The sequence below is a fragment of the Halorubrum tebenquichense DSM 14210 genome, assembly GCF_000337415.1.
In the GTDB taxonomy this organism is placed as follows: Archaea; Halobacteriota; Halobacteria; order Halobacteriales; family Haloferacaceae; genus Halorubrum; species Halorubrum tebenquichense.
The window spans coordinates 36107-52762 of the sequence record NZ_AOJD01000031.1 but is presented as its reverse complement, the minus strand read 5'-3'; the positions used below and the strand labels follow the sequence as shown (position 1 = coordinate 52762).

21 protein-coding genes are annotated in these 16656 nt (G+C 60.3%); 13 read left to right on the top strand and 8 right to left on the bottom strand.

From position 1 onward, the window contains the following. Positions 1–243 (top strand): hypothetical protein (locus tag C472_RS17645; RefSeq protein WP_206536575.1); only part of this gene is annotated, 243 nt, incomplete at its 5' end. Here the strand turns inward: C472_RS17645 and C472_RS16910 are convergent. The 3 genes from C472_RS16910 to C472_RS16905 all read right to left on the bottom strand — a co-directional run bounded on the left by C472_RS16910 (position 220) and on the right by C472_RS16905 (position 1423). After that, on the bottom strand, positions 220–420 hold the full coding sequence (locus C472_RS16910) for a hypothetical protein (RefSeq protein WP_152420602.1): 201 nt from the start codon (positions 418–420) through the stop codon (positions 220–222). The two genes, C472_RS17645 and C472_RS16910, sit on opposite strands and share 24 nt — an antisense overlap. Beyond that, positions 420–872 carry a hypothetical protein gene (locus C472_RS05540; protein WP_006628823.1) on the bottom strand — a complete coding sequence of 151 codons (453 nt, stop codon included), beginning with the start codon at positions 870–872 and terminating at the stop codon, positions 420–422. Before C472_RS05540 ends, C472_RS16910 begins: the two co-directional genes overlap by 1 nt. Positions 873–1057: 185 nt before the next feature. Continuing rightward, entirely contained in the window at positions 1058–1423 is a 366-nt protein-coding gene (locus C472_RS16905; RefSeq protein WP_006628822.1) for a hypothetical protein, read from the bottom strand. Positions 1424–1730: 307 nt separating this feature from the next. Between C472_RS16905 and C472_RS16900 the strand changes: the two genes are divergently transcribed. Further along, positions 1731–2252 (top strand): hypothetical protein, encoded by a 522-nt coding sequence (locus tag C472_RS16900; RefSeq protein ID WP_152420601.1) that lies wholly within the window; start codon positions 1731–1733, stop codon positions 2250–2252. 195 nt (positions 2253–2447) lie between these two features. On the opposite strand, the gene C472_RS16895 is transcribed toward C472_RS16900, so the two are convergent. Beyond that, positions 2448–2885 (bottom strand): hypothetical protein, encoded by a 438-nt coding sequence (locus C472_RS16895; RefSeq protein WP_206536574.1) that lies wholly within the window; start codon positions 2883–2885, stop codon positions 2448–2450. 615 nt (positions 2886–3500) lie between these two features. Here C472_RS16895 and C472_RS05530 point away from each other — a divergent pair. The 3 genes from C472_RS05530 to C472_RS05520 all read left to right on the top strand — a co-directional run bounded on the left by C472_RS05530 (position 3501) and on the right by C472_RS05520 (position 8141). Beyond that, entirely contained in the window at positions 3501–4523 is a 1023-nt protein-coding gene (locus C472_RS05530) for a Cdc6/Cdc18 family protein (RefSeq protein WP_082238237.1), read from the top strand. Between the two features lie 147 nt (positions 4524–4670). After that, positions 4671–7601 carry an N-6 DNA methylase gene (locus C472_RS05525; protein ID WP_082238236.1) on the top strand — a complete coding sequence of 977 codons (2931 nt, stop codon included), beginning with the start codon at positions 4671–4673 and terminating at the stop codon, positions 7599–7601. 219 nt (positions 7602–7820) lie between these two features. Next, a complete protein-coding gene (locus C472_RS05520; protein ID WP_006628819.1) occupies positions 7821–8141 on the top strand; it encodes a hypothetical protein in 321 nt (106 codons plus the stop codon). 9 nt (positions 8142–8150) lie between these two features. Here the strand turns inward: C472_RS05520 and C472_RS05515 are convergent, their stop codons facing one another. Further along, the gene (locus C472_RS05515; protein WP_006628818.1) at positions 8151–8393 is read right to left on the bottom strand and encodes a winged-helix domain-containing protein; all 243 of its coding nucleotides are present in this window, start codon (positions 8391–8393) and stop codon (positions 8151–8153) included. A gap of 261 nt (positions 8394–8654) precedes the next feature. Here C472_RS05515 and C472_RS05510 point away from each other — a divergent pair, with 261 nt between their 5' ends. Genes C472_RS05510 through C472_RS05495 form a run of 4 tightly spaced genes read left to right on the top strand, consistent with a single transcriptional unit; the run spans position 8655 to position 10175 of the window. Then, a complete protein-coding gene (locus C472_RS05510) occupies positions 8655–8903 on the top strand; it encodes a hypothetical protein (RefSeq protein WP_006628817.1) in 249 nt (82 codons plus the stop codon). Further along, the gene (locus C472_RS05505) at positions 8900–9247 is read left to right on the top strand and encodes a helix-turn-helix transcriptional regulator (RefSeq protein WP_006628816.1); all 348 of its coding nucleotides are present in this window, start codon (positions 8900–8902) and stop codon (positions 9245–9247) included. Before C472_RS05510 ends, C472_RS05505 begins: the two co-directional genes overlap by 4 nt. Further along, positions 9247–9693 (top strand): hypothetical protein, encoded by a 447-nt coding sequence (locus tag C472_RS05500; RefSeq protein WP_006628815.1) that lies wholly within the window; start codon positions 9247–9249, stop codon positions 9691–9693. Before C472_RS05505 ends, C472_RS05500 begins: the two co-directional genes overlap by 1 nt. Next, positions 9693–10175 (top strand): hypothetical protein, encoded by a 483-nt coding sequence (locus C472_RS05495; protein WP_006628814.1) that lies wholly within the window; start codon positions 9693–9695, stop codon positions 10173–10175. The genes C472_RS05500 and C472_RS05495 overlap by 1 nt, the downstream gene beginning before the upstream one ends. Position 10176: 1 nt before the next feature. On the opposite strand, the gene C472_RS05490 is transcribed toward C472_RS05495, so the two are convergent. Then, a complete protein-coding gene (locus tag C472_RS05490) occupies positions 10177–10485 on the bottom strand; it encodes a hypothetical protein (protein WP_006628813.1) in 309 nt (102 codons plus the stop codon). A 50-nt stretch (positions 10486–10535) separates the two neighbouring features. Between C472_RS05490 and C472_RS05485 the strand changes: the two genes are divergently transcribed. From C472_RS05485 to C472_RS05475, 3 genes are read left to right on the top strand one after another with little or no spacing between them, the layout of a single operon-like run. Beyond that, on the top strand, positions 10536–11129 hold the full coding sequence (locus C472_RS05485; protein WP_006628812.1) for a J domain-containing protein: 594 nt from the start codon (positions 10536–10538) through the stop codon (positions 11127–11129). Next, complete coding sequence (locus tag C472_RS05480) at positions 11122–11430, top strand: hypothetical protein (protein ID WP_049906350.1); 309 nt, start codon at positions 11122–11124, stop codon at positions 11428–11430. Before C472_RS05485 ends, C472_RS05480 begins: the two co-directional genes overlap by 8 nt. Further along, positions 11427–12452 (top strand): tyrosine-type recombinase/integrase, encoded by a 1026-nt coding sequence (locus tag C472_RS05475; protein ID WP_006628810.1) that lies wholly within the window; start codon positions 11427–11429, stop codon positions 12450–12452. Before C472_RS05480 ends, C472_RS05475 begins: the two co-directional genes overlap by 4 nt. 247 nt (positions 12453–12699) lie before the next feature. Here C472_RS05475 and C472_RS05470 read toward each other — a convergent pair whose 3' ends face one another. After that, a complete protein-coding gene (locus C472_RS05470) occupies positions 12700–14259 on the bottom strand; it encodes a matrixin family metalloprotease (RefSeq protein WP_006628809.1) in 1560 nt (519 codons plus the stop codon). Between the two features lie 132 nt (positions 14260–14391). On the opposite strand from C472_RS05470, the gene C472_RS05465 reads away from it, so the two are divergent. Continuing rightward, a complete protein-coding gene (locus C472_RS05465; protein ID WP_006628808.1) occupies positions 14392–14928 on the top strand; it encodes a PAS domain-containing protein in 537 nt (178 codons plus the stop codon). Between the two features lie 54 nt (positions 14929–14982). Here the strand turns inward: C472_RS05465 and C472_RS05460 are convergent, their stop codons facing one another. Next, on the bottom strand, positions 14983–16593 hold the full coding sequence (locus C472_RS05460; RefSeq protein ID WP_006628807.1) for a phytoene desaturase family protein: 1611 nt from the start codon (positions 16591–16593) through the stop codon (positions 14983–14985). Positions 16594–16656: the final 63 nt, after the last annotated feature.

Here is a 16656-nt window from a genome sequence, read left to right as displayed (position 1 = left end):
GATGTGTATAAGAGACAGGAGCCACACCTTCTTCCCGTCCTGTTCCTCGTGGGGCTGGAGATTCATGCGTCCGGCTGGCGCGTCAACCGGACAAAAAGGTACGGGTCGGGTGGGGTTCCCGACGTGATCGGGGCGGGTTCGAGGCCGATCGCGTCCGACTCCTCACCACTTCCCGGACAAGATGACCGCCTTCCGATCGTGGCGTCGATTACTGTTCTCTCAGTCACCGATGACAGCCTGTAGACCGAGTACGATGACGACCCCGATGAGGAAGAAGAATACGAACTGAATGGCTCCCTGAATAACCTCCCTTCCGAACGCCGTGTCCAAAATCTGGGGTAGAAGGTCGGCAGCTACGACGAGGAAAACCCAGATCACGAGCCCCGCCATCACCATTTCTATAACATCGGATGCATCCATTATTCAGGGTTCTCCTCTGTGTCGTCGGGTTCTGGTTTGATCCAGTTCGCAAGTTTCTGCCGTGCGTACTTAATTCGGTTGTTGTCGGGAATCTCATCTGAGAAGTTTTCAGGGAGTATCGGACCACCACCGAGGACCCTTAGCGCGTCTGATCCCACTGTGACTACAGATCCTCCAATGAAGATGAGCGCAATACCGATCATCAAGAGCGTTTCGTTGACGCCAAGTGGATACAATGGAGAGGACAGCGCGAACACTGTATTCAACCCGGCAAACAAGAGTGCGATTACGCCCAAGATCCCAAGCTGAAGGCTTTCGCGTCGGTCTTCCATCGGTATTTCCGACTCATCCGTTCTATAGAGTCGAATCGAGAGTTGAAGAAGGATAGCCACGACAGGGAGCAGAAGAGTCACGATCTCTAATAACCTGTACAACTCCTCCGTCTCCAACATCTACCTGTAAATAAGATTCCTATCATATCACCTTTTACAAACTCGGATAGATGTTGTGCTATCTAGAAGTGGACTGTTCCTTTTCGGGTTCTCGGAACACGTCCGACTCTCCACCAGTTCCCGGACACACATATATCAGGTACACCCATTTGCGAGGTTTAGCACCTATACGGGGTATAAGACGATTATGGCCGGTTCTCGTCGATGATGTCGGGGGGTTCCTGCCATCGCAAGAACCAGTGGAGTGGATACGCGAGAACACCGCCGAGAACCACCATCCCGATAAACGCCAAGATGAGGACGAACAGGATAGTGAGCAGTGCTTCGAGCGACAAAAGAGTGTACGAGGTGGTGGCGATTCCATTCACTGTGATCATCCCACTGACTAGCACGCCAGCAACGATCATAACGCCAATTCCGCGGTTAATGTTCCAGCTGGACTTTTCTTCTCGTATGAAACGATTCATTATTGCGAAGGCTGGTACGATACTGGCACTCACCGCGAATACGGCGATGAACAGCGTACTCAGTGGGCTAGTTATCTCAACCATCTGTCGGTTGGGTTTTCTGGAAGGTGAGTAATCAATATTATTCTGTTAGATCTTCAGATATTCACTCCGAGATGCCGCGGTGTTCCGGCCTCCACCAGTTCTCGGACACAAGACTACCTCTCCATTGAAAATTTTAGCAACTGATATATAAAACAATCTACTACGCATCGGATGTGTGCCTATCACGAGGGTCTCTCACAACATTTGAACCTAGTTTCACATGATAGAATCAGGGGATCAGCCTTTAGGAATCGTAGCGACCATCGCAATCCCAGTCATAATTAACCTAGCGACGGGCTGAACCTGTATGGACATTAACGATTACCATGAAAAGACTGAGCGGGTAGATACTACACCGGCGAACACCGAGTGGGAAGCGTCATTGGATGACCTGTTTGGAGATCTCTTTAGCGCCTTTGCTGATGTTCTCGTCCCGTCGATGGTTAAGACAGAACTTGATGAACAGCGTAAGCTCATTGAGTCCAAAGATTACTGTTCTGCTATCCTCCGGCAAGCAGCTTTCGTTGAATCACTGCTTGAGTGGGGGATGATTGAAGAAATTGAATCGTATCAGGGTAGAGAACTTTCCAACTCAGAACAAGAAGCAATTGAAAGGTTAGGAAACACTCCAACGGTATACTTTGCGAACGCTCTTGGGATCCTGAACGACAGCGAATATGAGGCCTACACGAAGTTGATGAGTGTCCGGAATAGCGTCGCCCACAACTGGTGGTTGTTAATATCGGATGAAGATCAAGAATACTATGAACATGTCACTACACGAGTTTTTCAAACACTTGAGAACGCATTTGAGGACATCAATTTTTAGTGTAACTCGCCATCTGAAATATCTACCTTGTGTCTAGCACCGCACTTGTATTATCTAATAAGGGTATCTACAGAACAAACGTGTTCAAATGTGGAGTGACCAAGCCCGTTTCTTTCTACAATTAAGTGGCTATTCGCCAACTGGGCGAGAAGGAGGTGCTTCTCGCCAGTTGGATAATACCGCCTTCGAAGCAGGTTACTCCACTCGTACGTCGAGCCCCTGCCAGTAGCCATCGAGATGATCTCCAGACATGATCTCGGATATTCGTTTCTCGAACGGCGTGAGATATCGCTCCGGTTCACCTGCTGTCGGATCAGGGTCCCTTGCCGGAATCACAATGGTAGCCCGAAACTCATCAAGTTGAAAGACATCCTTCTGTTCGAACGGAACTCCCCGGTACTGAACCCTGATACTGTTTCTGTGGGTCGTTTCGTTAGGAAATATCGAGGCCCAGTCTGGCTGATCACGTCTCCGTTCGTCACTATCTAGTCGATTGAGCATCTCAATGGAGAAATCCCGGTTTGATGTAAGGACCCACGTTGGCGGTGCGTCGAAGTATTGCCATTCTGAGGAGACAGTATCCATAATCTGACCTCGCAGCTCGTCAACAGTTACGTTTTGACCAAGGGCCATACGAACATCGACTCTTCCGAGTTCACTTAATATTCAGCGTAGGAGAGACGCGGAAGTTTGTCTGTCGAGATAGCTGTGTCCGAGATTCGTTGACTGTCGCTATCAGTATCGTTAAATCACGATAGGTACAACAGTCATGTCACGAGGGAAAAATGCGTGGTAAAGAGATGACGCGAGAGGATTACAGGCGGCGTTTCAGCCGCTTCCGCTCGCGCCGGATGATGCGCTGGGCCTCTTCGGGGTCGTCGCATTTCTCCAGTTTGCGCTGGAGACGACGCTCCGATTTCCGAGCCTCTCGCTCGGCTTTTCGCTCGGCCTTTCGCATCTCGCGCTTCGCCTTGCGCTCGGCTTTCCGCTGTGCCCGCCGAGCCTTCGCTTTGTAGTTGGTAATAGTCTAACACCTCCAACCACGCGTCTTCTCCCCGTGTGGGCGGGGATTTTCCCTCGTTCTTCCGTGAAACGAGTCATGCGTTAGTTACTGGTTTTAAACAGATATGATTTATTAAGCCTTCCGTGACCGCGGTGAAAGTGTTTCAGTAGTGTGTTTCCGCCATCCGGAACCATCCGGAACACTCGGGGTTCACTTTATATTCTCTCCCGAGAGTCGTCGCTGGTGTGATACGTAACGGCTCTGTCTTTGAAGACGACCACCTCCCCGCAACGATCGTCGGTCGGAACCGCCACATGAACGAGGTGACCGACGCCCTCTCGCCGATCGAGGACGGCCAGCGCGCCGAGAACTGCTTTCTCTTCGGGCCCTCCGGTGCCGGGAAGACGACCGTCGCGAAGGCCGCCGTTCGCGAGCTCCGGAAGGAGGTCCTCGACGTCCCCCACGCCTACGTGAACTGCTGGCGGGACTACACGCGCAACGCCGTCCTCGATCGCCTCTCCCGAGACCTCGTCGGTGCGGCTGTCCCGCGCTCGGCGTCGACGTCGACGCTGTTGGAGCGCGTTCATCGCAACTTCAACGGCCCGGGCGTCGTCATCCTCGACGAGGTCGACCAGCTGCGCGAGACCGAGCTGCTCTACGACCTCCACGAGTTCCGCGGGCTTTCGTGGATCGGCATCGCGAACGACGAGGTGGACCTGCTCGCCGGTCTCGACGAGCGGGTTCGGTCTCGCGTCTCAGTCGGCTACCGCGTCACGTTCGACCGGTACGGTGAGGACACGATCGCGGAGATCGTCCGGCTTCGTGCTCGCTCCGGACTCGGCCCCAACGCTGTGAGCGAGGAGGTCTGCGAGACGATCGCGCGGCTCGTCGACGGCGACGCCCGAATGGGAATCACGACACTCCGGGCCGCGGCGAGAAAGGCGAGCAGTAAGGGCCTGTCGAACATCCCGAAGCGGCTCGTGAAAGATGCGGTCGAAGACGCTCAGATCGAGGTGCGGCAGAAGACGATTTCGAAGCTCAACACGCACCAGCGTGCGCTCTACGAAGTCCTCCAGAAGGAAGGTAGACTCATCCAAAAGGAACTCTACGCACGGTATCAAGAGACTCACAGCGATCCGGTGACGTTGCGCTACCTGCGCGAGAATCACCTCCCGAAGCTAGAACACTACAACCTCGTCGACGTCGAGCAGCATGGCGGGAAAAAAGAATACCGACTTGCGATCCAGTCAGATCCGGTTGTTGTATAGCTGTTGTAGACCGGAAATAGGTACAAATAGGTGGATCGGTAAACCCCCGCTTCTGGACAGCGACTTTAGATTATAGAAATGGCGATTAAATGAAAAGTTCTAATTGAAACCCATTAGATTTTGACTGTAGAATGAGGGTACATCCGTATGAGTGAAGCCGATATACACTTTGAACTCTACCGACATCTTCAGAACGCAATAGAAGAGAATCCGAACCGCGAGGGGATTACCTACGGAACAGCTCGCCCGGAATACAGCGAGGGTATCAGCGGGCGAGCCGATATCGTTGTCTTTGATAACAACGATGATCCAGTGTTCGTAGTTGAAGCAAAACGCCCTGAGGACGGAGGAAGTCGAGATATCGATCCTTATGCGCCAGCGGTCATCCGACAAGCGTTCCGATACGCTGGTGATCTAGGGTCCCCATTCTTCTGTACTTACAACCGGGACAGGCTGGTCATTTTTGACGCATTCACTGAGGGAGTACCTCTGCTCGAACGGTCCACGAAGTCCTACACCATCTCTGATGTGCGGGAATTTGCTGACACGCTGCTAGATGAAGTCGCCCGGCTACGCGTCGGTGACGCCAAGTGGGACGCTCTTGACGCTGCGTTCATCGATCGGATGAATTCGCTCCATGAGTACGTCTCTCCGCGACTACAAGAGTCGTTAACCGAACATTTGGAGGACGACAAGGATTTTAGCGACTCCTTCACGGCTTGGACCGCCACACAGGGTATTGAATACAAAGATATGGACACGTCGGACCAACAAGAGGTTCGTCGTGAGTTTGCTGAGCAGGCCGCGTATCTCCTCATCAACAAGATTCTGTTCTACAAAATTCTAGAGAACGCTCCTACCTACGAGGATGATGTGGATCCGCTAGCGGTCAGCCCATTGCGGGTACAGGAAGATCTTGAAGACTACTTCCAGCAACTAGTTGAAACGGTGGATTTCGAGGCCATCTACGATCATGACCCTATTTACAGCGAAATTCCACTTGATCCCGTCGATGAGAAAATCCGCGAATTCATCATAGAACTGGATGAACGTGACCTGACCCAGTTTGATAGCGACGTTATCGGTCAGATTTACGAAGGGGTTATTCCACCGGAGCGACGCCGGGAGATGGGAGAATACTACACGCCGCCCGCTATTACTGACTTGATCACTCGGCTGACTGTAACCGATGCGAGCGACACAGTACTAGACCCGGCTTGCGGTAGTGGTGGCTTTCTGGTGAGTGCCTATCACCGCATCCGGGACCAACTCCCACAGCCGGCGGGTAGTCACGACAGAATTCTCAGCCAGCTCTCCGGTGTAGAAATCAATCGTTTCCCTGCTCACCTGACAGCGATCAACCTTGCAATACAGGACCTCTCATCATACACAGATGAGGTTGACATAGAGATTAACGACTTCTTTAATGTCGCGAGGAACCAGCGTTTCGGTCGTGTTGTTGCCGGGACGGGCGGAGAGGAATGGGAGAATGGGGATGAAGTGACCGAGCAGATAGGTGGTTTCGATGCGGTGGTGGCGAATCCACCTTACATCCGGCAAGAAAATATTGATGACAAGGACCACGTCCGGGACCATATTGATAGTCTGGAAATCGACGCAGAATACATTTCACGTCGAGCAGACATATACGCATATTTCCTCACACATGGGACTGAATTCCTAGCTGAGGAAGGAGACCTCGGATTCATCACTAGCGACCGCTGGATGGACTCGAAATACGGCGAAGACATTCAGGAATTCATACTCGAAAACTACGAGATACGTGCTATCATTAAGTTCGACCGTCAGGTTTTCGATGACGCTCTTGTGGACTCCAGCGTACTCGTTCTCCGGAAGCAGAGCGAAAGAGACGATCGCGACAGCAACGTGGCGAAATTTATCCGGGTCAAAGAGGAGATGGATATTGAGGAGATTACTTCGATAGTTGAGGACGACTACGAGCCGAACCAGATGATTTCTCAAGACGAGTATCGTGTTGTGACGCGAAAGCAGTCCGCTCTCCATCACGAACCGAAATGGAGCGTTTTCTTCTTCGCACCTCCGCTATACTTCGAGCTAAAAGCGAAGCCGGAGATCGTGAATCTCTCTGATATAGCTGATGTGAGCTATGGAATTAAAACAGGTGCTAACCCGTTCTTCACAGGCCATACACAAGATATGGTGGATCTAGGATTAGAGTCATACATTTCTCCTCTTCTAAAAGCAACCGGACAGGTTGATAAAGTCGTATTCACCGAGAAGGAATCAGATGAGTGGGCGGTGCTGGACGTCCACGATTTGGTAGAGAGCGCCCTTGAGGAAAGTGAGGGTGATTTCGGAGCTTCGGATGAGGATCAGGTGAAAGACTGGCTCGCTGAGAACGGTCACGATGCTCTCTTAGAGTATGTTCACTCAGGGGAATTAGAAGAATATCATGAACGCTCGTCGCTATCCTCTAAGGACGTATGGTTCGATCTTGGTGACATTACTCCGCCGCCGATGTTCCATACACAATTCACCTGGCGGGAGCATCGGGTGGTCTGGAACGAGGCGGAGGCTATGGCTACGAATCAGTTCCACTGTATCCGATCCCCCGATGTGGATTCAAAATTACTGTGCGCACTCCTGAACACTCGTCTTGTCTGGCTTACGAAGGAGTTGACCAGTAGACGTACCGGTGGGCAGGGGATGACTCGACTTCAGACGATGGTCTACGAAACCAAACAACTCCCCGTCTTTGACCCTGAGGAGCTTGCCGCGGAGAGCCGAGGGGAGATTCTTGATGCCTTCGACGCTCTGTTAGCGAAGGAAAAAGAGTTAGACGACCCCCAGCCCGGTGACAAAGAGAAGGAGCGGGACCAACTCGATCGTGCTGTCCTATCTGTTCTAGACATGGAGGATAGCCTAGGTGAGCTGAAAGAAGCGGTTGAGAATCTCGTACAATCGCGTGAAATGGCTGCTGGTCTGCATACTTCCGTACTGGTTGAGCGTATGCGACAGGCAAGTGAGAGAGGCGAACCCATTGAATTGCCCGGTGTCGCTGAGGCTAGAGAAAGCACTACTCTAGACGACTTCTAATTACGCAGGTCTCAGACTGATTTTACTTACAGGCTATTGTACTGACTACAGCCATTGTATTGGTCGAAACCACCTCTATCAATTACGTAGGTAGAGCCACCATCCGGAACAGCATCCGGAAGTCGTCTAACCCGGCCACGTCTGGCGGTTGGTGTCCATCCAGAACCATCTGGAACATCCTGTGGGGCTCTCAAGAGGGACGACTGACCACGGTCGGGTATGGCCTCATCGCCACCTGCGCACGGCTCCGGCGCACAGACTACCGAGTTCACTGTCGACACGATCGCCGAGGGGATCCACTCGCCCGGCGAGCCCGAGTCGGTCACCGCGACCGCCGAGGTTGAGGCAGCCGGCGGGCTGCTGATCGCGGTCGAGACCGACACCGAGTTTCCGGACTGGCGGCTCGACGCGCGGATCGTCAACGGCGACGTCGAAGTCAGGAGCGGTTACCGGGAGGGCGAGCGCGTCGATGAGGTCCCGACGTGGCTGGCCCGCGTCCTCAACGTCGTCGGCGACCGGATGCTGGAGGGGTCGTCGTGATCATGCGGGTTAGATGTCATCCTCGTCGAGTTCGTGGTTCAGCCACCTCCGGCCTTTCTCCGAGATCTCGTAGTAGCCGGTGTCGCTCTTCTCGACGTACCCGTTCTCTTCGAGGTTCGAGAGGCGGAGCTGGACCGTCGAGTACCCAATATCGTGCCCGTGTCGGTTCAGATTTACCGAGAGCGCCTTCGGTGGAAGTTCGAGATCGTGCTTCGCGAGAAACTCCAGCACGATCGAATCGCTCAGTGTCATCCACGGAGGACGCGGGCGCATTCGGCCCAGAAAGGTGTCTGAACCGGCTTATTAACCATCGTTCCAATCTTCTGATAGGCCATATAGTGTAATGGTTAGGTTCTACAACCTAACAATTAAATTCCCACCCTTCGGAACGTGTTGGTACGGAAGCACTCTCGCGGACCCGTCGCTCGGCGGTGGGTCCCTTCGCAAAACGAATGCGGACTCCGAGTTAGGGCTCGGGTCCGCGTGGGCTTCCGTGAGTGAGGCACGTAAGCCATGATCGAGAACCTGTCCGGGGAACTTGAAACTCCCGGCACGACCCGAGGCGGACTGATTCTGACCAGCGCGAGCGACGCGTGTCCCGGCTGCGGTCGCCCGCTCTCGACCCACGAGGTCGAGGCGCGCGCCGGCGGCGCGGTGACGCTCGCTCCCTGCGGCGTCGACGTGAGCGGTATCCCGGCGCGGGAGCTCGTCGACGCGATCGACTCCGAGACCGAGAGTGCGACCCCGACCCTAATCCAATGAGTACCACGACCAGCGACACGTCCGAGACGAACAGCACGCTACACCACACCGACCTGAGTGCGTTCCAGATCGACCTGCTGACCGTCTGCGCGCGGCTGGAGCAGTCGAAGACGAACGTGAAGGGACTCGCGATCAAGGAAGGCCTTCAGGACATCTACGGCGAAGAGATCAACCACGGTCGGCTGTACCCGAACCTCGACGAGCTGGCCGACGAGGGCCTCATCGGCAAGGACGAGAAGAAGATCGACGACCGGACGAACTCTTACCGCGTCACCTCGCGAGGCTTCGAGCTGCTCGCGCAGCGTCGTGACCACCTGACCGCGGCCGTCGACGGGGGTGCGTGATGGGGGAGAACGACCACGCCGAGCGCCTCGCGGCGCAGCTGGAGATGGCCGAGGACGAAGACGATGATGGGGAGGTGACGCCGGATCAGGTTCTCGTCGACGATCTGGTCGACGTCTGCCTCGACGCCGATGCGACCGATGACGCGGTGGTGTCCGCGACTCTCGAAGAGGTCAACGCACAGCTCAACCTCTACCGTTCCGGCCTCTCCGTCGAAAAGGCGCTCCGCCGGTGTGACTCGGGAGACGATCTCCCCGAGGTCAACGCCGACGAGCCCGCGAAGGTGCGGATTCACGGGAGTGATGAGAGCGTCGTCTTCGACATCGGCTCGTCGTTCACGGAAGACGAGATCCTCTACCTGAAGTTCACTGACGAGGAGCGCCTCCGTCAGCTTCGCGACTTCGCGAACGCACACCTGAAAGTCAGCGACGACGGGGGTGACGAGTGATGCCGGAGGTCGTCGATCAGGATGAGCAGACGATCGAGGTGGCTGGCCACACCTGCCGTCAGATTGCGGTCGAGACCGGGACCTCCGTTCTCTCGAAGTTCGAGTGTGTCGACTGCGGTGCTTCGACGAACTCAGTGACGACATTCGACCAGTTGGACTGTGAAACCGGCGAGTTCGACCGTCCGGAGGAGATCGGCGAGCCCCCGGCAGTCGATATGTGCGCCCATCACGACGTGGACGCGATTGTCTCGGACCTGAAAGACATCGAGGCCGTCCTTGATGTCGAGATGAGGAGAGAGCCTAACGAGCGAGTCGGCGCTTTGTCTGTTCGTCTCGACGGCGATTACCCGACTACGGGGACGATAGAGATCGGTTCAGTCCTCCGGGACCACGGGCTCGTGATCAATGCGGCTTCCATCTCGCCGACGGGCGACCTCATGATTCGTCTCGCTCATCCGGAGGTGAGTCGGTTTGCTGCCTGAGCTAGAGGGAACCTTGGTCGACGATGGAGTCGAGAGCGAGGCTGTCGAGTTCCTCCTTGAGTTCCGCTTCTTTCGCTTTGGTGTCGGCGTCGCTTCCATAGGCTCGCCGCTCCGAGAGCGAGTTTTCGATGTCATCGAGGTCGTTCCAGCAGCTGGAACAGCAGATGACGACGGGTGTGGTTGGGAACCATCCGAGATCGCGTTCGTCGTTGAGGTACATCCGCCACTCGGGATCGAGAATCCACTCTCGATGTTGGCCGTCGATCGACTTCCCACAACTCGCACACGTCTCGGGCAGGGACTCCGACATGCGCCGACTGTCGGAGAGCATCGACAAGAGCGTTCGGGAGGTGTCGCGGCGTGAGCGGGCTTGACTGGCCTGCTGGCTTCGACCGGACGCCAGAGTCGGAGCGCCGACGCTACCACGGCGGCTTCGAGGTCGACCGCCGGACCGCGTTCGACAGCATCCTCGAAGAGCTGGAGAAGATGGACGCCGTCAACGTCGAAGTGAAAACGGCGGCTCCGCACACGACGAAGAAACCCCACCAGCCGTACAAGGACCGCGACCCGGACGATCCCGGCGTCGTGGTCTACTTCGACCGCGACGGGCAGCGGTTCGCGGTCCCCTGTGACCGGTGGAACAACCTCCGGGACAACGCCCGAGCGATCGCGAAGTACCTCGACGCGAAGCGCGCGATCGAGCGGTACGGCGTCGCGACCGTCGAGACGGAGATGAGCACGCAGGCACTCCCAAGCGGTGACGACGATGTCATCGTCGCCGGCGGCGAGAAGAAGGAGCCGCACGAGGTGCTCCAAATCCAGCCGGACGCACCCGAGGACGTGGTGAAGGCCGCCGCGAGAGCTCGGCAGGCCGAGACGCACCCGGACAACGGCGGCGATCGCGAGGAGTTCCGCCGCGTGAACGAGGCGAAGGAGGCGATGCTCGATGAGTGAGCGCGGTGTCGAGCATCGAGTCGTCAAGGCGGACCGCGTGGGAACGGGGGTAACGTACGGACCCGCGATGGCCGCCGACGGCTACGTCCTGACGCTGATCACCGCCGACGGCCCGCTCGAAGTGGAGCTCGGGAAAGCTGCGATGTACACGCTCTGGACCGAGGTCCGGGGGACGCCGTGGCCCGAGCCGGATCATCCGAGCGAGGCCGACATGCTGGTCCGGCGGCTCGTTGAGCTCGCAAACGGCGCTGACGTGGAGCGACTGCGCGAGGCGATACGCGCGCTCGGAGGTGGCCGGTGAGCGAGCTACAGCCGATCACGCCGCGCGAGGCCGTCCGCCTCTACCTCGCGGACCGGGAGATGGAGCTGTCGGAGAAGAGTCTAGAGAACCACCGCTACCGGCTCGACTCCTGGATCGCGTTCTGTAACGAGCAGGACATCGACGACATGACCGACGTCACGGGTCGGACGATCCACGAGTACCGCGTCTGGAGACAGGGCGGCGAGGGAGACGACTACGAGCCGATCTCGAAGGCGACGCTGAAGGGGAACCTCGCGACGCTTCGCGTGTTCTTGGAGTTCTGTGCCAGCATCGACGCGGTCGAGGCCGGTCTTCGCGAGCGCGTTCGCGTCCCGAAGTTGGAGTCAGAGGAGATCTCCCGCGACGAGAAGCTCGAAGAGGCGAACGCGGAGGAGATGCTGGAGTACCTGGAGAAGTTCCGGTACGCCTCTCGCGAACACGCGATTCTCGCGCTGCTGTGGCATACGGGAATCCGGCTCGGGACCCTCCGCGCCTTCGATGTCGACGACTTCGACGCCGACGAGCGTTGTCTCGATGTCCGGCACCGGCCCGATGAAGGGACGCCGTTGAAGAACGGTCTCGCCGCGGAGCGCTCGATCGCGCTGGGCGAGTACCACGTCGGCGTCCTCAAGGACTACATCGAACACAACCGACCGGAGGTGACGGACGAGAACGGCCGTCGACCGCTGTTCGCGAGCGCTCAGGGGCGATTGTCGGACTCTCCGATCCGGCTGACGGTCTACAAGTGGACCCAGCCGTGCCGCTGGGGCGAGTGTCCCCACGACGAGGACCCGAAGACGTGCGAGTACCGAAAGCGTGAGTCGCTGAGTCAGTGCCCTTCGTCGAGATCTCCGCACGGCGTTCGGCGTGGTGCGATCACGAAGCACCTCCGCGACGGCACGCCGGAAGAGGTCGTCAGCGACCGGATGAACAGTTCGCGCGAGGTCATCGAGCAGCACTACGATGAGCGGTCTGAGCGCGAGAAGATGCGGCTCCGCCGAGAACTCATTCAGGACCTATGAACCACACCCAGAATCCCATCGAGTCACGCGGTCTCGCCGAGGAGTGCCTCTCCCCGCGAGTCCATTCCTTCGGTCACTCCGTTCCCTCAGTCATTCCCTCGCGTGGTCCCACTCGCTCACTTCGTTCGCTCGCGGGACCCCCGCGAGTCCATGTTTTTACGCCGCGAGCAACGTCGCGAGTAGTACGCTAGCCTCTGTGACCGCTCGCTCGTGGACACTGTCCCGATGACCGCTCCGCCGACCGGCCCTACGCCGGCCACTCCTCCCGCTCCCGCCGGTCCGCCTCGCCCGTCAGTTCCGGCGGGACCTCCTCCAACAGCACCGGCGCGAACGACGCGCCGACGTGCCACGCGACGACCTCGTCGTCTAACTCTTCCAGTCGCACGTCCTCTTGCCCGTAGTACTCGCCGTCGACCGTACAGGACCCGCCGCCGTCGGCGAAGCAGACGTCGCCGCGGTCGTCGTAGGTGACCTGGACGTGCGCCTCCCGCGCGCCGTCGACGAACTCCCACCTGAAGTCGTCGTCCCCGACGATGTCGCGCGACGCGAAGTAGTCGAGCGCCTCGGCCACCTCGTCCTCGACGCGTCGCGGGACGTCGCCGCTCTCGGCGCGGAGGTGGACCGTCACCGGGCGGTGGGTCGTGAGGTTGCTGGTCGGGGCCATCAGGTCGGCGGGCTCCTCGCCGTGTTCGAGCCCCTGAACGTGGCCGAGTTCGTGGATGATCGTCGCGTTCATCTCCGCGTCCGAGATGTTCGGCTCGACGGTCGCGGTCATCGGCGTCCGCGGCTCGTCTTCGAGGAGGTCCGCGCAGCCGAAGTACCGCGCGTCGCCGTCCTCCACGCCGCACCGCTCCACGCGGTCGAACCGCAAGACGATATCGGCCCGGTCCTCGTCGCTCACGCGCTCGTAGGCGACCGGGTAGCCGAGGTAGCGCTCGTCGGTGCGCTCCCAGTACCCCGTCGCGGCCGCGACGACCCCGGAGACGTTCCGGTCGACCGCGTCGTCGTCGACGTGGAGCCGGAGCGTCGTCTTCCCGTACGGACTCGGGTGGGTCAGGGTGACGCTCCGCTCCCGCGTCCGGTTCGCGGTCGCGACGACCACCGGGTGCGACCCCCCGTCCAGCCGCACGTCCGCGAACGTGACCGACAGCCGCGTTTCCGCGCCGCCGTCGAGCGCGACCGTCCGGTTCGCGGTCCCCCCGTTCCCGTACCGGATCCCGACGGTCTGGTTGCCCGCGAGGTCGCCGACGTTGGTCACGGTCGCCGCGACGGTCAGGTCCTCGCCGTACGCCACCTCCTCCGGAGTCTCGATCTCGGAGACGGCGAACGTCGCCGCCCGCGCCTCCTCGATCGCGATCCGGCGGGTCGCGCTCGCCTCACCGACCGTCACTCCGATCTCGTACTCGCCCGGGTCGAGCGTCGCGGCGTCGACCCCGGCCGTCACCGTCATCGAGCCGTTCGCCGGAACGGACCGGTTCTCGTCGCGCAGCGTCCGGTCCCCGACTCGGACCGTGATCCGGACCGGATCGAGGGTCGCGTTTGAACCCCCCTCGCCCGCCGATCCGTCCTCTTCCGACCCGTCTCCGCTCTCGGACCCGTCCCCGTCGGCCGCGAGTCCCTCCCACCGCACGGTCGCCTCCACGGTCCCGCGCTCGTCGTGGCCGAGCGACTCCGGCGCGGAGACGGACTCGATCGACGGCGACGGCGCTCCGGCCGCTCCCGGTCCGGCGGCGTCGCTCCCCAACCCGCCGCAGCCGGCGAGCGCGACGAGCACGACGAGCGCGAGGACGGCGGTGGTGCGGCGCATCTGTCGTCTGCCCCTCGGAGACGGACACGGATAACATTCGTTTCAGCCGCCGGTCACGTCACCGACCGAACGCGGACGCCCGACGCGCTCCGGGAGCGACACCGGTTTGTCGCTCCGTTCCCGAGTCCGCACGTGACGCTTCGACGCGACGTCCTCGCGGCGATAGACGCCGACCGCGGGGCCTTCCGGTCCCGGTTCTCCGCGCTGGTCGACGACCGCGGACTCGACCTCGCGTCGCCCCCGTCGCGATCCGATCACCCCGACGACCGGTCGGAGCGCGAGGCGCTCCTCGTCGACCGCGTCCGGGCGTTCGACGACCTCCCGCTCGGACTCACGCTCACCGGCCCGGCGTACCGCGACACCCCCATCGTCTACGTCAACCGCTGGTTCCGCGAGCGGACCGGCTACGCGCTCGACGAACTTCGGGGGCGGAACCCGCGGCTGTTCCAGGGGCCAGACCCCGACCCCGACGCCCGCGCGGACTTCCGCGAGGCGCTGTCGACGTGGTCGACCGTCACCGTCGAACTCGAGAACCGACGCCGGGACGGCACCCCGTTCGCGAACCGCGTCTCGCTGCGGCCGCTGTCCGGGGACGCGGGCACGGTCACACACTGGGTCGCCGCACAGGAGCCGGAACCGATCGACCGGTCGGAAGCGGAATCCGGCTGACGCGGCGGCCGTTCCGAGAACCGACTGCCCCGAAACCGGCCTCTCACCGACCCGTCACCGCAGCGTCGACGTGGGCACGACCGACGGCAGTACGCCGCTCCCGGTCGCGTCCTCGACGACCGCCTCGGCGGCGTGTTCGCCGCTGAGCAGGCACATCGGCATCCCGATACCGGGGTTGGTGTACGCCCCGACGTAGTAGAGGCCGTCCACGCCGGGCGCGCGGTGCGCGGGGCGGAGCGGGCCGGTCTGTTCGAGCGTGTGCGACAGCGCCAGCGCGGTCCCGCGCGGGGCGTTGAACCGCTGCCGGAAGTCGGAGACGCACGCGGTCTCCTCGAAGACGATCCGGTCGCGGAAGTCGACGCCGGCGTGCTCGGCCAGGTCGTCGAACACCAGTTCCCGGAACCGCTCGCGGGTCTCCGGGTCGTCCTCCAGTCCGGCCGCGAGCGGGACGAGCAGGAAGACGGCCTCGTGGCCGTCAGGGGCCGCCTCCGGGTCCGTCTTCGAGGGGACGTGGACGTAGTAGGCGGGGTCCTCGGGCCACCCCGGCTCGTCGAAGATGTCCTCGAAGTGGGGCCGCCAGTCGGTCGGGAACACCAGCGTGTGGTGTTCCAAGTCCACGTCGCCCTCGACCCCGATGTACGAGAGGTACGCCGAGGGGGCGTACGTCCGCGACTCCCAGTACGACTCGCGGTCGACGGTTCCGGCCGGGAGGAGATCGCGCTCGACGTGCGGCGGCGGCGCGTTCGCCACGACGCGGTCGAACCGGCCGCCGCGCGACCCCGTGGCGTCGCCGGCTTCCGAACTCCCGTCGCCGGCCCGCTCCGTCTCCACGGTGAACGTCGGCGTCGACGCGGGGACCGACGGCTCGATCGCGGTCACCGGCTCGTTCGTCCGGATCTCGACGCCGAGTTCGCGCGCGAGGTCCGCCATCGCGTCGACGACGCTCGCGATCCCGCCGGTCGGGTGGTAGACGCCGAGGTTCATGTCGACGTGGCTCATCAGCGTGTAGATCGCGGGCGTGTTGTACGGCGAGCCGCCGAGGAACACCAGCTTGTACTCCGCGATCTGTCGGAGCTTCTCGCTGTCGAAGTAGCCGCCGACGTACTCGTCCATCTCGCGGAGCTTCGGGAGCGCGCGGCCCGACCGGAACACGTCGGCGTCGACCATGTCCCGCAAGCGCGACCGGCTGGGGTAGACGAACCGGTCCATGCCCAGTTCGTACGCCTCCGCGGCGTCCGCGAGGTAGTCGTCCAACACCTCGCCCGCGCCCGACTCGTACGACTCGAACAGCGCCTTCTGCCCCTCGCGGTCGGCCGGCATCGACGCGCTGTCGCCGTCCTTCCAGACCACGTCGTACAGCGGGTCCAGTTCGATCAGGTCGTAGTACTCGTCCGTCGACCGCCCGAACGACTCGAAGAACCGGTCGAACACTTCCGGCATGAGGTACCACGACGGCCCGGTGTCGATCCGGAACCCGTCGCGCTCGATCCGGCCGGCGTACCCGCCGGGGTGTTCGTTCCGCTCGAAGATCGTCACGTCCGCCCCCGCGTCGGCGAGGTAGGCGGCCGCCGAGAGCCCGCCGAAGCCGGCACCGACGACCGCGATCGACTCCCCGGCGAGCGGCTCGTCCGCGTCCGACAGGTCCGGGTCCGGTTGGGTGGACATCACCCGATCCTACGCCCTCGGAGGGGTTTACCCTGCGGTCATACCATGTTGGGCCCCACCGCC

What these genes read in the sequence shown, in the direction of transcription:
- C472_RS16910 (WP_152420602.1), bottom strand. Translation starts at nt 420, where the DNA reads ATGGATGCATCCGATGTTATAGAAATGGTGATGGCGGGGCTCGTGATC.
- C472_RS16895 (WP_206536574.1), bottom strand. Translation starts at nt 2,885, where the DNA reads ATGGCCCTTGGTCAAAACGTAACTGTTGACGAGCTGCGAGGTCAGATT.
- C472_RS05505 (WP_006628816.1), top strand. Translation starts at nt 8,900, where the DNA reads ATGAGTACCACGACCAGCGACACGTCCGAGACGAACAGCACGCTACAC.
- C472_RS05510 (WP_006628817.1), top strand. Translation starts at nt 8,655, where the DNA reads ATGATCGAGAACCTGTCCGGGGAACTTGAAACTCCCGGCACGACCCGA.
- C472_RS16905 (WP_006628822.1), bottom strand. Translation starts at nt 1,423, where the DNA reads ATGGTTGAGATAACTAGCCCACTGAGTACGCTGTTCATCGCCGTATTC.
- C472_RS05490 (WP_006628813.1), bottom strand. Translation starts at nt 10,485, where the DNA reads ATGTCGGAGTCCCTGCCCGAGACGTGTGCGAGTTGTGGGAAGTCGATC.
- C472_RS05520 (WP_006628819.1), top strand. Translation starts at nt 7,821, where the DNA reads ATGGCCTCATCGCCACCTGCGCACGGCTCCGGCGCACAGACTACCGAG.
- C472_RS05460 (WP_006628807.1), bottom strand. Translation starts at nt 16,593, where the DNA reads ATGTCCACCCAACCGGACCCGGACCTGTCGGACGCGGACGAGCCGCTC.
- C472_RS05500 (WP_006628815.1), top strand. Translation starts at nt 9,247, where the DNA reads ATGGGGGAGAACGACCACGCCGAGCGCCTCGCGGCGCAGCTGGAGATG.
- C472_RS16900 (WP_152420601.1), top strand. Translation starts at nt 1,731, where the DNA reads ATGGACATTAACGATTACCATGAAAAGACTGAGCGGGTAGATACTACA.
- C472_RS05470 (WP_006628809.1), bottom strand. Translation starts at nt 14,259, where the DNA reads ATGCGCCGCACCACCGCCGTCCTCGCGCTCGTCGTGCTCGTCGCGCTC.
- C472_RS05480 (WP_049906350.1), top strand. Translation starts at nt 11,122, where the DNA reads ATGAGTGAGCGCGGTGTCGAGCATCGAGTCGTCAAGGCGGACCGCGTG.
- C472_RS05540 (WP_006628823.1), bottom strand. Translation starts at nt 872, where the DNA reads ATGTTGGAGACGGAGGAGTTGTACAGGTTATTAGAGATCGTGACTCTT.
- C472_RS05525 (WP_082238236.1), top strand. Translation starts at nt 4,671, where the DNA reads ATGAGTGAAGCCGATATACACTTTGAACTCTACCGACATCTTCAGAAC.
- C472_RS05515 (WP_006628818.1), bottom strand. Translation starts at nt 8,393, where the DNA reads ATGACACTGAGCGATTCGATCGTGCTGGAGTTTCTCGCGAAGCACGAT.
- C472_RS05495 (WP_006628814.1), top strand. Translation starts at nt 9,693, where the DNA reads ATGCCGGAGGTCGTCGATCAGGATGAGCAGACGATCGAGGTGGCTGGC.